General features: G+C 69.6%; 13 protein-coding genes. All 13 read left to right on the top strand.

Annotated features, from left to right (window positions below; genetic code table 11):
• Positions 1-451: 451 nt before the first annotated feature.
• Positions 452-1,063 (top strand): septum formation family protein, encoded by a 612-nt coding sequence (locus tag D474_RS0118500; protein WP_040703932.1) that lies wholly within the window; start codon positions 452-454, stop codon positions 1,061-1,063.
• 196 nt (positions 1,064-1,259) lie between these two features.
• Complete coding sequence (locus tag D474_RS0118495) at positions 1,260-2,357, top strand: ABC transporter permease (RefSeq protein ID WP_017615009.1); 1,098 nt, start codon at positions 1,260-1,262, stop codon at positions 2,355-2,357.
• Between the two features lie 12 nt (positions 2,358-2,369).
• Positions 2,370-3,248 carry an ABC transporter permease gene (locus D474_RS0118490; RefSeq protein ID WP_017615008.1) on the top strand — a complete coding sequence of 293 codons (879 nt, stop codon included), beginning with the start codon at positions 2,370-2,372 and terminating at the stop codon, positions 3,246-3,248.
• Positions 3,249-3,253: 5 nt separating this feature from the next.
• The gene (locus tag D474_RS0118485; protein ID WP_026118610.1) at positions 3,254-4,315 is read left to right on the top strand and encodes an ABC transporter ATP-binding protein; all 1,062 of its coding nucleotides are present in this window, start codon (positions 3,254-3,256) and stop codon (positions 4,313-4,315) included.
• A gap of 83 nt (positions 4,316-4,398) precedes the next feature.
• Positions 4,399-5,370: an ABC transporter ATP-binding protein gene (locus D474_RS0118480; RefSeq protein ID WP_239647113.1), complete on the top strand. Its 972-nt coding sequence runs from the start codon at positions 4,399-4,401 to the stop codon at positions 5,368-5,370.
• Between the two features lie 5 nt (positions 5,371-5,375).
• Positions 5,376-5,567: a hypothetical protein gene (locus tag D474_RS0118475; protein WP_017615005.1), complete on the top strand. Its 192-nt coding sequence runs from the start codon at positions 5,376-5,378 to the stop codon at positions 5,565-5,567.
• On the top strand, positions 5,564-7,375 hold the full coding sequence (locus D474_RS0118470) for an ABC transporter substrate-binding protein (protein ID WP_017615004.1): 1,812 nt from the start codon (positions 5,564-5,566) through the stop codon (positions 7,373-7,375). Before D474_RS0118475 ends, D474_RS0118470 begins: the two co-directional genes overlap by 4 nt.
• A 713-nt stretch (positions 7,376-8,088) precedes the next feature.
• A complete protein-coding gene (locus D474_RS0118465; RefSeq protein WP_026118609.1) occupies positions 8,089-10,299 on the top strand; it encodes a sensor histidine kinase in 2,211 nt (736 codons plus the stop codon).
• A 92-nt stretch (positions 10,300-10,391) separates the two neighbouring features.
• Complete coding sequence (locus tag D474_RS0118460) at positions 10,392-10,817, top strand: roadblock/LC7 domain-containing protein (RefSeq protein ID WP_017576361.1); 426 nt, start codon at positions 10,392-10,394, stop codon at positions 10,815-10,817.
• Positions 10,818-10,862: 45 nt separating this feature from the next.
• Complete coding sequence (locus D474_RS0118455; protein WP_083931873.1) at positions 10,863-11,222, top strand: DUF742 domain-containing protein; 360 nt, start codon at positions 10,863-10,865, stop codon at positions 11,220-11,222.
• Between the two features lie 22 nt (positions 11,223-11,244).
• The gene (locus D474_RS0118450; RefSeq protein WP_017615002.1) at positions 11,245-11,802 is read left to right on the top strand and encodes a GTP-binding protein; all 558 of its coding nucleotides are present in this window, start codon (positions 11,245-11,247) and stop codon (positions 11,800-11,802) included.
• A gap of 58 nt (positions 11,803-11,860) precedes the next feature.
• Entirely contained in the window at positions 11,861-13,117 is a 1,257-nt protein-coding gene (locus D474_RS0118445) for a styrene monooxygenase/indole monooxygenase family protein (RefSeq protein ID WP_017615001.1), read from the top strand.
• 397 nt (positions 13,118-13,514) lie between these two features.
• On the top strand, positions 13,515-15,101 hold a 1,587-nt coding region (locus D474_RS29255), incomplete at its 3' end, for a type I polyketide synthase (protein ID WP_040703924.1).

The raw sequence follows: 15,101 nt of genomic DNA, 5'->3' as shown, positions 1-15,101 counted from the left end.
GGCGGTGAGTTCTTCCACGCGGAGGACCTGCCCGACGGTGACCACTCCGGCGAGATCTCCGTCGACGAACAGTCCGTCGACGGGCGCGGGGCCGGGCCTTCGCCGGCTTCATCGACATCGACCACGTGGCGAGCGCGATCCGGGCGGGCCACCTCGTGCCGACTCGGCAGCGCTGGGGCAGTGCCGGCGGCCGGGAGATTCTCTGCTTTCTCGAGACCAGGGAGATGTCCACCGGCCGCCAGGAGGGTGCCGGTGTCCGACCGGACGGATCCTGCCGACCCCCGGTATGAACCGCCGTGACCTGCGCGGCCGCGTTCCGGAGGAGGGGCGGCCGAGTAATCCGCCCGTTTTGCACAGCCCTGCGGTGAAACCAGCGGCCGGGTGTGCGCATCAGTATGAGTGTCACCGGATGTCAGGCCGGTGCACGACCGAACCGAACAGTGGAGTGCTCATGTTGTCCGAATCGCGCCGCTTGCTGCCCGGCCGCATCGTTCTCGGGACCTTCGCAGCCGGTGCCGCGCTGTCGCTCTCGGCGTGCGGCCAACTGCCCCTGCTGCCCCCGGCTCTGAGCGGTGACAGCGCGGACGAGAGTCCGTCGCCCGAGCCCGCGGAAGAGGAGTCCCCCGAGGTGGAGGAGCCCACCGACGACCCCGCCGGGACTGAGGAACTCCCGGACGAGGTGGACCCGGACGACACCGACGTGTTCACCCTCCGCGTCGGCGACTGCCTCGACGAGATGGACTCCAACCCCGACGAGACCGTCTCCGAGGTCCCCAAGGTCGACTGCGAGGAGCCGCACGACTTCGAGGTCTACGAGGCCACGGACCTGGACGGCGACAGCACCTTCCCCGGTGAGGAGGAGGTCGCCGAGTTGGCCGACGAGATGTGCGTCGACGCCTTCGAGGGTTTCGTGGGTATGGAGTGGGAGGAATCCACCCTGGAGTACACCACGCTCTTCCCGACCGCCGAGGGCTGGGAGGACCACAACGACCGCGAGGCCCTGTGCCTGGTGTTCGATCCCGCGGGCCAGACCGAGGGCACCCTCGACAACGCCCGGTTCTAGGGCCAGCAGACGCCCCCGCACGTGTGCCCCCGGAGCGCCGCTCCGGGGGCACACGTGCGTCCGGGGTCAGGTCTCCAACCGGAAACAAACGTGTGCGCCCTCTGGTGCGGGGCGGGGAGGTCGGTTACGGTAACAATCTATTAGGAAAGTTTCCTATTAGTCCCCCGATGCCCCCGCCCGAAGGAGCACCCCTCCCGTGGCAACCGACATCGCGGCCGGCCCTCCGCCGCCCGACCCCGGGAGCGGCGCCACGACCGCCCGGGACGACGGGGCCCGCGTCCCGCCGCTGCGCCGGATCTGGTCGAACTACGTGTTCGTGAAGGTCCGCAAGGCCTTCGTCGTCGTGTTCGTCGTCGCCAACGTGACCTTCTTCCTCGGCAGGGCCATGCCGGGCGACCCCGTGGACGTCATGGCCGGCCGCCTCACCCAGGGCGGCATGTCGATGGACGAGGCGCGCGCGGTCGCGATCAACTCCCTGGCCTACGATCCCGACGCCCCGCTGTGGAGCCAGTGGTGGGAGTTCATCTCCGGCCTGGCCACCCTCGACATGGGCAACACCATCAACCGGCCCGGGCAGACCGTGGCCGAGGCGATCGGCGCGTACCTGCCCTGGACCCTGTTCAGCATCGGTGTCGGAACGCTCGTGGCCATCGTGCTCGGCCTCGCCCTGGGCATGGTCATGGCCTACTGGCGCAACCGGGTGCTCGACCACGTGCTCAGCGTCGTCGCCTCCGTGCTCGGGGCGGTGCCCAACTACCTCATCGCCATGCTGCTCGTCACCGGCGGCGGCATGTACCTCGGCTGGTTCGACCCCATCGACCTGCGCGGCACCCTGAGCCCCGGCGTGCAACCCGGTCTCACGGCGGAGTTCGTCGGCGACGCCCTCTACCACGCGGCTCTGCCGATCATCACCTATGTGCTCGCCATCATCGGTACGTGGATGCTCGTCATGAAGGCCTCCACCACCGAGGTGCTCGGTGAGGACTACGTCACCGTCGCCCGGGCCCGCGGGCTGCGCGACCGCCGCATCGCCTTCTCCTACGTCGGCCGCAACGCCGTCCTGCCGCTGGTCGCCCAGATCGCGATCTCCTTCGGGACCCTCGTGGGCGGCGCGATCTTCGTCGAACAGGTCCTGGTCTACAAGGGCGTGGGCGGGCTGCTCCTGGACGCCGTCAACTACCGCGACTATCCGCTCCTGCAGGGGCTGCTGGTCATCATCACCACGTGCGTGGTGCTGGCCAACCTCGTCGCGGACCTCCTCTACAGCCGTCTCGACCCGCGCATCCGAACCTGAGGGGGCACCAGCATGGCCGTCACCACCTCCGCCCCCGCCGCCGGTGTCTGGGGCACCATCGCCCGGGGCCTCACCCGCACCACCAGCGGGATCGTCGGGCTCTGCCTGGTCCTGAGCGTCCTGGCCTTCGCTTTCGTGGGCCCCTACCTCGTGGATCCGTACAACCCCACGGACACCACCGCCATCTGGGGTCCCATCAGCTCCGAGCACTGGCTGGGCACCAACCACGAGGGCAAGGACACCTTCGTCCAGCTCGTCATGGGCGGACGGGAACCCATCTGGGTCGGTGTCGTGGCCGCGCTCATCACCGTCGCCATCGCCGTGGTCCTCGGCGGCATCGCCGGATACGTGCGCGGACGCATCGACCACTTCCTGCTCCAGCTCACCGACATCACGATGACGATCCCGTTCATCGTCCTGATGCTGGTCGTGGCCTCCTTCTACCGCACGTCCTCGCCACTGGTCGTCTCCTTCATCATCGGGCTCGTGACCTGGCCGTTCCTCATGCGCTCGATCAGGGCGCAGGTCCTGACCCTCAAGGAACGCGAGTTCGTGGAGGCCGCCCGCCTGCAGGACCTCGGCACCGCACGCATCCTCTTCGTCGAGGTGCTGCCCAACATGGCCGGCTACATCTTCATCAACTTCATCATCGCCATCACCAACGCGATCTACGCCGTCGTCGGCATGTACCTGCTCGGCCTGCTGCCCAGCACCGCCGACAACTGGGGCCTGATGATCCAGCAGGCCTGGGACAACAACGCGTTCCTGCTGCCCTCGGCGGCGCCGTTCCTCATCGCGCCGATGGTGATGATCATGCTCTTCCAGATCGGCCTGGTCACCATGACCCGGTCCCTGGAACAGACCCTCGACCCCCGACTCCGGGACAGGTGAGCCCCGTGACCCCAAAACCCCCCGGCCGGGCTGCCGACGGGCCCCTGTTGTCCGTGCGCGGCGTCGACGTCGGATACCGCACCGGGCGCCGCACCCGTCTCACCGCGGTCCACGACGTCAGCTTCGACCTCTACCCGGGCCAGTCCATGGCGCTGGTGGGCGAGTCCGGTTGCGGTAAGACCACCCTGGGCCTCGGACTCCTGCGCCTGCTTCCCCGCACGGGAACGGTCTCGGCCGGCCAGGTCCTGTTCCGGCGCAAGCGCGGGGACGAGGTCGACGTGCGCACCCTGGCCGAGGAGGACCTGCGCCGGTTCCGCTGGAACGAGGCGGCGATGGTCTTCCAGGGCGCCATGAACGCCTTCAACCCGGTCCTGCGAGTGGAGGAGCACTTCCTCGACACCTTCCGCGCACACGAACACACCCGCCGCCCGCGAGCGGAGCTCCTCGAGGAGTCGGCCGAGCTCCTGGAGATGGTGCGCCTGGACCCAGCACGTGTGCTGCCCAGCCACCCGCACGAACTCTCCGGCGGAATGCGCCAGCGGGCCCTCATCGCCCTGGCCCTCGCACTGCGCCCCCAGCTGTTGATCCTCGACGAACCCACGACCGCCCTGGACGTGCTCACCCAGCGCTCCGTCGTCGAGCAACTCACCGAACTGCGCGAACGCCTGAGCTTCTCGATGGTCTTCATCACCCACGACCTCGGTCTGGCCGCCGAGCTCGCCGACCGGGTCGGAACGATGTACGCGGGCCGCCTCATCGAGACCGGCACGACCCGTGATCTCTTCCACCGCGCCCGCCACCCCTACACCTCTGCGCTCATCGGTTCCGTGCCCCCGGTCGTGGGCGACCTGCACGTGCCCGAACCCCTGCCCGGCGGGCCGCCCGGGATCGACGAACTGCCCCCGGGCTGCCCCTTCGCCCCCCGCTGCCCCCGCGTGACCGAGGAGTGCACCGCCACCCGTCCGGAACTGCGGGTCCTGCACCCGCGGGACGAGGGGCTCAGCCACGCGGCCGCCTGTCTGCACGCCGACGGCGCCGAGCTTTCCACACGAGGAGGCCACCCGTGATCGAACAGCCCCCGCGCCGCTCCCGCCCCGCGACGTCCCCCGCCCCGGAGCGTCGCGGCCCCGCCGACCGCGCCGGCCCGCCGGTGCTCAGCCTGCGCGGCGCCCGCCAGGTCTTCTCCACCCCGCGCGGCGACGTGCCCGCTGTGGCCGGGGTCGACCTGGACGTACGCCCCGGGCAGGTCCTGTGCCTGGTGGGCGAGTCCGGCTGCGGCAAGACCACGACCGCGCGCATGGCAGCCGGGCTGGCCGAACCCACCGGGGGAGAGGTGCTCTACAGGGGCGCCGGCCTACGGGGGTTCGGGAAGCAGGAGCGGGCCGGGTTCCGGCGGGCGGTCCAGTACATCCACCAGGACCCCTACGCGTCCCTGAACCCGGTGCGTACCGTGTACTCGACGCTCACCGCCGGGCTGCGCCGGCACGGCCTCGCCAAGGGCCGCGAGCAGGTCCGCCGCGCCGCGATCGAGCTGCTGGAACGCGTCGACCTGACCCCCGCCGAGGACCACCTCGACAAGTACCCCCACCAGCTCTCCGGAGGCCAGCGCCAACGTGTGGCCGTCGCCCGTGCCCTGGCCATGGACCCCGAGGTGATCATCGCCGACGAGTCCACCTCGATGCTCGACGTGTCGATCCGCGTCAGCCTGCTCAACACCCTGGGTGCGCTCCGCGACGACCTCGGCGTGGGGTTCTGCTTCATCACCCACGACCTCGCCGTGGCCAAGTACTTCGCCTGGGACGGTGAGATCGCGGTCATGTACCTGGGCAAGGTCGTCGAACAGGGGCCCACCCCCGACGTGATCAACGACCCCCGCCACCCCTACACCCGCGCCCTGGTCTCGGCGGTGTGCGAACCCGACCCGGACCTGGCCCGCACCAAGGAACGCGTCCGGCTGCGCAGCGCCGATATCCCCGACCTGACCGACCTGCCCTCCGGCTGCGACTTCCACCCCCGCTGTCCCCTGTACGAGCAGGGCCGGTGCGACACCGAGCGTCCCCCGCTGGTGGAGACCGGGGGACGCCGCCTCCTGGCCTGCCACGTCGCCGACGGGCCCGGGTGAGCGGAGTGTTCCTCCTCATCGGCCGTTTCGGCCTGGCCGTCGGTGCCCTGCTGGTGATCGGCGGCGGGCTCACGGTGTTCCTCGACCCCCCGGGCTCGGCCGAGTCCGTGATCAGCGTCGTCACCGTCGGGACCGGTGCGCTCGTGGTCGCCCTCGGCCTTCTCGCCCTCCTCCTCGAAAGGAAGCGCCACGAATGACCTCCATCCCCCAGAAGAACGTGCTCCTGCCTGCCCTGAGCCGGCGCCGGCTCCTTCGCGCGGTCGGGTTCGGCACCGCGGGCGCGGCCGGTGCCGGGCTCCTCACCTCCTGCTCCGGCGGTGACTCGGCCGGTGACGGGCCCGCACAGTTCACCGGGGTCTTCGACTTCGACCTCGACTCCCAGACCCGCAACGTGCACGCCGAGGACGGAGCGCTCCTGCTCAACTCGGTGTACAAGGACCTCTTCCTCTGCACCGGCGCGATGTTCAACTGGGAGACCCACGAGTGGGACCACCTGCTGCTCGAGGGGCACGAGTGGGACGGAGACGACCTGCTCGTCACGCTCCGGCCCGGCCTGCGCTGGAGCGACGGCGAGAGCCTGAACGCCGACGACGCGATGTACAGCTACGCGATGCGCATCCTGGAGGCCCCGCCGTGGGGTTTCGGGTTTCCGCAGGTGGAGGAGGTCGAGAAGCTCGACGACCTCACCGTGCGCCTGGGCACGGACGGGCGCTTCGACGGCCTCGAGCGCAGCATCCTCAAGCACCGCATCGTCTCCAAGGTCACCTACGCGGACCTGGGGGAGCGCGCCCTGGAGCTGGTGCAGGACGGGGTGCGCCAGGGCGACGACGAGCACACCGACTGGAACGCGGAGTACGTCGAGTTCGCCCCCGACGAGATCGTCTGCAGCGGTCCGTACAAGTTCGACGAGGCCCAGATGTCGGACGCGCGCATCACCCTGGTGCGCAACGAGGACGGATACCAGGGCACCGAGGTCCACTTCGACGAGGTCGTAGTGCACAAGGGCGACAACCGGCAGGCGGCGCTGCTGGTGCAGCAGGGCGAGGTGGACTACTCGACCCTGGCGCCCTCGGCCGCCGATCAGCAGGCCTTCGAGGAGGTGGAGGGCTTCACCTGGATCGAGCACGCCGGGTACGACGGCGTGGGCCTGATGTTCAACTTCGCCGCCAAACCCGAGCTGGAGGACGTGCGGGTGCGCAAGGCCCTGGCCCACATCCTGGACGGCGAGCAGATCGGCCGGGTCGCACGAGGCGAGGGGTACCACCGCATCGAGTACTACACGGGGCTGGTCGACCGGCAGGCCGAGGAGCTCATGTCCACGGAGGAACTGGGCGAGCTGGAGACCTACGACCAGGACCTCGGCAAGGCGGAGGAGCTGCTGGAAGAGGCCGGTTGGACCAAGGGGGGCGGTGTCTGGCACCTGCCCGACGGGTCCGAGGCCGGGTTAGAGGTCATCGGTGTGGCCGGGTGGAACGACTTCGAGCTCACCGCGACCCAGGTGGAGGAGGCCTGGAGCGACTTCGGGATCCCGACCACCGCGCGCAACGTCCCCGAGGACAACCCGTGGGGCATCTGGGGAGCGGGCGACTTCGAGGTGGCGGTGCGCCAGTGGGGCAACCCCGAGCAGCCCGACCACTGGGGTGCGTTCCGGATGAACTTCCTGACCGAGAACGACCCCGGCAGCGACGCTCCGGGGCAATCCTTCGAGCTGGAGGTGGACAGCCCCACGCACGGCGAGATCGACCTCCGGGAACTGGTGGACACAGCCCAGCGCGGTGGGTCCGAGGAGGAGCGCACCGAGGCGCTACGGACGATGATGACCGTCTTCAACGAACTCCTGCCGCGTATCCCGATCTGGGGTTACACCTACCTGTCCCCGGCGGTCGAGGGGATCCGGGTGGAGGCCTTCGACCACGACCACCCGGCCGGGGAGAACGAGCAGTACCAGGACAACCACGTGATTCTGCAGCTCATCCAGGGGGACCTGCGTCCCGTGGAGGGCTGAGGGCGGTATTCCGGGTCACGGGTTCTCGCGTTTCCGGCGGGTGCCCGTGCCCTTCTGGTGTCCGGAATCCCTCCTTCCCGGGGGTGTTTTTTCGCTCGTCCGGAGGGTCAGAACCAGGAAGTAACCTCGGGCAGAAATCAGACATATCACCACAAAGCACTCCAAAACCTGTGCACCGTGAAGCCCATGAACAGGGCGTTCTCGCACGTCGGAACGGGGGTCTCCGGTTCGCTCCCCGGGGATCTCCGATTCTTCTGTCAAGGCGGTCCGGCTTTGTTAGTCTGGCGAACCGAACGACGGTTCTCGGCGTAAGTACAGGAATTGTGCGGGGTATGGATACTTGTCTCCCGGCCGGCTCGCTGAGCCGGGCCGACGCCCGCCCCTCCCGTGCACGCACCGCACAGAACCGTCGCGGCGTTCCCCCGGCGAACGGGGCACCCGGTCGAGACGACGGGGGCCCGGTCGCGGTCCCCGGCACGGCTCCCTCCGCTCGGAGGGCAACGGCAGTGGACCACCGCCGTCCCGCCCACCCGAGTCGAGGAGACGAGATCGTGGCACAGGCGCAGTCACCGCACGACGGCGACGACCCCCTCCTGTCCCGGACGGCGTCGACGGAGGACGGGCACGCAACCAGGCGGGAGGGACGGCTGCGCCGGGCCATCTCGCGGATGGTCAGAGCGTACGAACCCCCGGAGACCGAGCAAGGATTTCCCGTGCATCAGCCCGTGCATCCGCACTCGCAGAATCCAGGTGGCCACCCGTCCGGAACCGGGGGCGGAGACGCCACGGGCCCCAACACCCGGTCCGCGGAGGACGGATACCGGCCCGCCGCACCGGCGAGTGTGCCCAACCCCTACACGACCCCGCGCGCCGAGGTCGACGACGTCGACGACGGCACCGCCCAGGTCGGAACCTGGCGCGGGGTCGGACTCGACGAACCCGAGCCGCGCAGCCCGCAGCCCCACGTCACGACGACGGACACCATGACCGATACTCCCTTCTCATCAGAGAACGCCGAGACCGACGACCACCGCGGGCAACCGGCCCCCGGGCACACGGGCGGACCCGCGCAGGGCGCCCACGCCGGACCCCCGGCAGCCCAGCCCCCGGGCCCGGCACCCGGCCGCCCGCCCGCGGACCCGCCGCGGCCCGCCCCGCAGGAACAGCCTCCGGCGCCCGCGCCGCAGGGGTGGGGCGAGGAACACCACCGGCCCGCCGCTCCGCCCCCGCATCCCGGCCAGCACCCGGGCCAGTACGGGTACGCGCCGCAGCCGCCCGCCCCGCAGCCGCCGCACTACGATCCCTACTACTACGCGCGCCCGCCCGCGCCCCCGGGCCACCAGGGCCCTCCGCCGGCTCCGCATGGATACGCACAGCAGGGATACGGGCAGCAGGCGTACGGCCACCCGCAGCAGGGCGAGTACCCGGCCCCGCCGCAGCAGCCCTACCCGCCGCACCCGATGACGGCCTACCAGCACCCGTATCCGGCTCCCTACCAGCCGCCGGGCTACTTCTATCCGGGCCAGCCGGTCATGTATCCGAGCCAGTTCGGCCAGCCGGTGCAGCACGTCATCGTCTTCACGCCCGGTCAGCAGCCGCAGGTCATCACCGCCGATGCCGTGGCCTCCACGCTCGTGCCCGAACGCACCGACGCCGACCGGCGCGAGGAGAGCCGCTCCGACGAGCGCGCGCTCACCACCGCCGAACCCGGTGAGGGCCGCGAGGATCAGGGCCCCGCCGAGAGGTCCGGCGAGGAGCGGGCGCAGGACGAGCCCGCGTCCGGGGGGCCCGAGGCCACCGAGCAGCGGGCCGGCCCGGCCTCCGAGGATCAGGCCGCCCCCGAACGCGCCAGCGAGACGCCGGTCTCGCGCATCGGGGCGGACCCCGACCTGCTCAACGAGGCCCTGGCCGGCCTGGCGATGCGGGACCTGTCCCTGGTGGACGCCCTCCTGGAGATGGTCGAGGCCCTGGAGACCGACGCCCAGGACCCCGACCTGCTCGACCAGCTCTTCCAGATCGACAACTACGCGACCCGTATGCGACGCAACGGGGAGAACTTCCTGGTGCTCACCGGCCACGACGGCGGCGCCTCCGACGCCCACGACGAGATCGTCCCCCTGCTCGACGTCGCCCGTGCCGCGAGCTCCGAGATCAAGGACTATCCCAGGGTCCGGATCGGCACCCTGCCGCAGACCTCGGTCACCGGTCTGGCCGCCGACGACGTCTCCCACCTCCTCGCGGAGTTGCTGGACAACGCCACGGCCAACTCCCCGGAGCACTCGCCGGTAACGATCAGCGCCCAGGAGATGGACGACGGCCGGCTCATGATCGTCGTCGAGGACGAGGGTGTGGGCATTCCCGACCGCCAGCTCGCCGACCTCAACGAACGGCTGAGCGGCGAGCCCGTCCTGGACGACGAGGTCCTGCGCCACATGGGCCTGTACGTGGCCAGCCGGATCGCGCACAAGCACGGGTTGGAGACCCGTTTGGAGTCGCGCTCCTACCGCGGTGTCAGCGCCTACGCCATCATCCCGAAGGACCTGCTGCGCGTGGCCACCCCGCGGACCATGACCGACGAGCGGGCCTCCTCCACTCCGTCCTCGACGGTCGCACCGGTGGTCTCCATGAAACCCACGGGTCCGGTCCCGCACCAGCCGCCCAACGGATCCGACCAGGCCGAGGGCGGGAACGCGGCGGTCACCTCCGCCGGTCTGCCCCGGCGCAGCGCCACCCCGCACGGTTCGCCGCTGCGGATGATGCCGCGCCCCGAGCACACGCCCGACAACCCGCCGTCGGCCCGGGACGACACCCCGCCCAAGCTCACCGGCGATGCACGGGCCGAACAGATCCGCGACGAGCTGGGCGACTTCTTCGACGGGGAGCGTGCCGCCCGCGACGGAGAGGAGCTCGACGGCGGCGAATGAGTACCGCGTCCGCCGAAGCAGCCCGGGTGTGCGAGCACACCCCCGACCCCCATCGAGAACGACACTCGGCCGAGGACAGGTAGAGCACTGCGATGACTGAACCCGCAAATGACAGCGTTGAGAACTTCTCCTGGATCATCGACCGGTTCGTCCGGGACGTACGCGGTGTGGAGCACGCCGTCGTCGTCTCCTCGGACGGGCTGGTGCTGACGCACTCCAGCGACTTCCCCGAGGAACACGCCGAACAGCTCGCAGCCATCGCCAGCGGTCTGCACAGCCTGGCCGTGGGCGGCGCCGGACTCTTCCAGCGGGGCGAGTGCGAGCAGCTCCTGGTCCGTTTCAACCACGGGCACCTGTTCATCATGGCGATCAGTGACGGCTCCTGCATGGCGGTGCTGACCGCCCCCGGGACCGAGTTGAAGATCGTCGGCTTCCAGATGGCCAAGCTCGTGGAGAACGTCGCCCACGTGCTCACCCCGCAGCTGCGATCGCAGTTGCGCGAAGTCATCCAGAACTGACGACCGTGGCCCGCGAGGCTTGGCAGGAATGAGGTTGCCGCGGCTATGAGCTTCCGCAGGCGAAGGAGTAACCGTGTACGTCCGTTCACCTTCACGGGTGGGCGTACCCGGTCACGGCATCCGCTGATGGTGCAGACCCTGGTCTCGACGTCCGAGCCTGGGCAGGAGCCTCCTGGCACCCTCATGCCGGAGTCGATCAACATCTACAAACTGTGCCGGGAGACGAGGTCGCTCGCCGAGGTGTCGGCCGAGCTCAACATCCCCCTGGGCGTGACGCAGGTTCTGATCAGTGACCTGGCTGAACAGGACCTGGTGTACATCCACCCGACCATCACCGGCAGCAGTCCGTCCGAAAACCAGGTTCTGGAGAGGGCTCTTCGTGGTCTCGAACGACTTTTCCAGTGACAAGCGGTCCAATCGGAAGAAGATGTCGAGCAAGATCGTCATCGCCGGAGGCTTCGGCGCCGGCAAGACGACCTTGGTGCGCTCGGTGTCCGAGATCCCGCCCGTCACGACCGAAGCGATCATGACCGAGGCCAGCGTGCCGCACGACGACACCTCGGTCACCCCGGACAAGACGACCACCACCGTCGCGATGGACTTCGGTCGCATCACGATCGACGACGAGCTGGTCATGTACATGTTCGGCACACCCGGCCAGGCGCGGTTCTGGTTCATGTGGGACGACCTGGTCCGCGGGGCGGTGGGCGCGGTGGTCGTGGTCGACTGCCGCAGGCTCGCCGACTCCTTCGACGCGGTCGACTACTTCGAGACCAACAAGCGCATCCCCTACATCGTGGCGCTCAACAAGTTCGAGGGCGAGCTCGACTACACGTCCGAGCAGGTGAGGGAGGCGCTGGAGGTCAGCCCGGAGGTACCGATCATCGACTTCGACGCCCGCCACCGGCTCTCCGGCGGCGAGGTGCTCAAGACCCTGCTCCGGTACGCCCTGGAGCACAACCGCACGACCGAGCCCGTCGCCTGACGGGCGGGGCCCGGAGCTCCCCCCTGACCCCGTAGGTTTCCAGGAAAGTAAGCGACACATGCGCAAGATCCTTATCGTCGGCGCGGGCCACGCCGGGCTGCACCTGGCCCACGGGCTCCTGAGCCATGGCTACGACGTCACGGTGATCACGGGGCAGTCCTCGCAGGAGATTCGGACCGGCAAACCCTCGATCTCCCAGTGGACCTATCCCACGGCCTTGGAATACGAGCGTGCCCTCGACCTCGATTTCTGGAGCGCTCTCTCACCCCAGGTGCGGGAGCAGAAGCTCTTCATGGTCCCGCAGGGCGGCGAACCGATGAGCCTGGTGGGCAACTCAAGCGGGGGGAACGGTTACGTCGTCTCCGTCGACCGCCGTGTGAAGATGGCCGACTGGTTGGAGTCCTTCGAAGATCGCGGTGGCAAGGTCGTGATCCACGGTGTCACGGTCACCGACCTCGACTACTTCTCTCGGATGTTCGACCTGATCATCGTCGCGGTCGGGCACGGTGAGCTCGGGCAGCTCTTCGACCACGACACCAGCCGATTCAGCGGCGCCCGCCCCCGTGCGCTCGCCCAGGCCTACGTCTACGACCTGTGGCCCGACCCGGGAGAGTCGGAGAATATCGGCTGGGTGGCGGCCACACACGGGGCGGGAAACATTCTGATGTTCCCCGTGCTGACCCAGGAAGGTCCCGCACACAACCTGCTCATGGTGGACAAGAAGGGCGGGCCGATGGACGCCTGGCCCGACCGTCCCGGCCCCGAGGAGCAGCTCCGCCGGATGAAGGACCTGATGCGCAAGCATCTTCCGCGGTTCTTCGAGCGGGCCAAGGACGCCGTACTGGTCGAAGGGGCCAGCACCCGTGTGGAGGACCTGACCCCGCAGGTGCGCAACCCCGTGGGCCGTCTCCCCTCAGGAGGGCTCGTCCTGGGGATGGCTGACGTGGTCGTCACCATGGACCCGTTCGTTGCGCAGTCGTGGAACAACTCGACCCGGTGCGCAGAGTCCTACCTGCACAGCATTCGCCAGCACGGGGACCGGCCGTTCGACGAGACGTTCCTGGTCAACGCATTCGACCGTTTCTGGGAATTCGGTCGCCACAACCAGGATTGGGCTGAATTCGTCTCCACGATGTGGGAGGGAGAGACCCCTGAGTTCCTGACCAATGTGATGCTGGCGGCGACCCAGTACCGGGAGATCGCTGACCGGTGGATCCAGGGTTGGGACGATCCCACCGACTACCAGAACTGGCTCTTCGACCCCGACGAAGCGGAGCGCTACATCGCGGAAGTGAAGGCTCGGCACGGGGACTGAAGGGCCTTCGGCAGCTCGCCCCCATACCCGAACAGCGGTCAGTAACGCCTGTCGTGCAGCGCCCGGTGCCCCTGAGGCACCGGGCTTGCCGTGTTTCGGATGGTTCTCTGATTACGTCCTAACCGGTAACCGTATGGGAGGGAAACCGAAACCTTGCTTTCCGTTGTCACGCGGGTGAGTGGACAGCTACGATCCTTCGATTGATGCCTCTTCGAGCCACATGGTGACGCATGGGTCCTGTGTTGCGTTTGTAGGGTTTTCGTCTGAAATGAAGATCGGTCACCCCGCCGACCGCCCAACGCTTCGGAGGGTTTGTCGTGTACTCGCACCCAGCGCCAACGCACAGCGGCACTGAGGCCCACACGTGCATCTGCACGAGCGTGAGCGGAGGGCGGCAGTGAGCAGACCCGAGCACGCCCCCGGACCCCAGGAAACCCCCGACGCCCCCGTCGCCGTGGTCGGCATCTCCTGCCGGCTGCCCGGTGTCTCCACCCCCGAGGCCTTCTGGCGCCTGCTGTGCGAGGGGCGCGAGTCGATCGTCCCGCCCCCGGAACGGCTCGGTGAACCCTCGCCCGAGCGTGGCCTGCGCTGGGGCGGATACCTCGACCGGGTCGAGGACTTCGACGCGGCCTTCTTCGGGATCTCCCCGCGAGAGGCCCTGGCCATGGACCCCCAGCAGCGGCTCATGCTGGAGTTGAGCTGGGAGGCGGTCGAGAACGCGCGCACCGCACCCGAGGCCCTGCGCGGCACCGACACCGGCGTGTTCACCGGCGCCGTCTCCTCCGAGTACGAGCGCCTGCTCACCGGGGCGGCCACGCACCACACCCACACCGGGACCCAGCGCGGCATGATCGCCAACCGGGTCTCCTACGCGCTCGGCCTGGGCGGGCCCAGTCTCACCGTCGACAGCGGGCAGTCGTCCTCGCTGGTGAGCGTGCACATGGCGATGGAGAGCCTGCGCCGGGGCGAGTGCGCCCAGGCCCTCGCCGGGGGCGTGAACCTCATCCTCACGCCCGAGGGCACCGAGAACATCGAGCTCTTCGGCGGGCTCTCCCCCGACGCCCGCTGCTACACCTTCGACGCGCGCGCCAACGGGTACGTGCGCGGCGAGGGCGGTGCCGTGGTCGTTCTCAAGTCCCTCGACCGCGCCCTGGCCGACGGAGACCGCGTGCACGCCGTCCTGCGCGGGGGAGCGGTCAACAACTCCGGTCAGACCTCCTACCTCGCCCGCCCCGACGCGGAGGGGCAGATCGAGGTCGTACGGGCCGCTCACCGGCGCGCGGCCGTCGACCCCGGGCAGGTCGGCTACGTCGAGCTGCACGGGACCGGAACCCCCGCCGGCGACCCGGTCGAGGCCTCCGCGCTCGGTGAGGTCTTCTCGCCCCCGTGCGGGGATGTGCTGCGTGTCGGGTCGGTCAAGACCAACATCGGCCACCTGGAGGGCGCCGCCGGTGTCGTGGGCCTGCTCAAGGTCGTGCTGAGCCTCTCGCACGGCCAGCTGCCGCCCACCCGCAACTTCGCCACCCCCAACCCCGACATCGACCTGGACGCGCTGCGCCTGCAGCCGCAGGTCGAGCGCGAGGCCTGGCCGGGAGAACGCCCCCTGGCCGGGGTCTCCTCCTTCGGCATGGGCGGTACCAACTGCCACCTGGTTCTGGCGCCGCCCCCGCCGCAGTCGCCCGAGAAGGCCGGGCCGGAGCTGGGCGAGAACACGCTGGACCCGGTTCCGTGGGTGCTCTCGGCCCGTTCCGAGGCGGCCCTGCGTGCGCAGGCGTCGGTCCTGCACTCCTACGTCTCCCAGCGTTCCGGCCTGCGCGCCGAGGACATCGGTTACTCGCTGGCCACCACCCGGTCGACGATGGAGCACCGTGCGGTGATCCTCGCCCCGGGCGCCAGCGGCACCCGCGAGCTGGACTCCGTGCGCCCCAGCGGCCCGGTCGACCCCGAGCGCCACCGGCTGGGCCCGGTCATGGTCTTTCCCGGC

Origin of the sequence: Nocardiopsis salina YIM 90010 (assembly GCF_000341025.1) — a bacterium.
Classification (GTDB): Bacteria; Actinomycetota; Actinomycetes; order Streptosporangiales; family Streptosporangiaceae; genus Nocardiopsis; species Nocardiopsis salina.
This window is presented reverse-complemented; position numbering and strand designations above follow the sequence as displayed.

Excerpts from the sequence above, each read along its gene's own strand:
- D474_RS0118445 (WP_017615001.1), top strand. The coding sequence starts at position 11,861 with ATGCGCAAGATCCTTATCGTCGGCGCGGGCCACGCCGGGCTGCACCTG.
- D474_RS0118450 (WP_017615002.1), top strand. The coding sequence starts at position 11,245 with ATGTCGAGCAAGATCGTCATCGCCGGAGGCTTCGGCGCCGGCAAGACG.
- D474_RS0118455 (WP_083931873.1), top strand. The coding sequence starts at position 10,863 with ATGAGCTTCCGCAGGCGAAGGAGTAACCGTGTACGTCCGTTCACCTTC.
- D474_RS0118500 (WP_040703932.1), top strand. The coding sequence starts at position 452 with ATGTTGTCCGAATCGCGCCGCTTGCTGCCCGGCCGCATCGTTCTCGGG.
- D474_RS0118460 (WP_017576361.1), top strand. The coding sequence starts at position 10,392 with ATGACTGAACCCGCAAATGACAGCGTTGAGAACTTCTCCTGGATCATC.
- D474_RS0118470 (WP_017615004.1), top strand. The coding sequence starts at position 5,564 with ATGACCTCCATCCCCCAGAAGAACGTGCTCCTGCCTGCCCTGAGCCGG.
- D474_RS0118490 (WP_017615008.1), top strand. The coding sequence starts at position 2,370 with ATGGCCGTCACCACCTCCGCCCCCGCCGCCGGTGTCTGGGGCACCATC.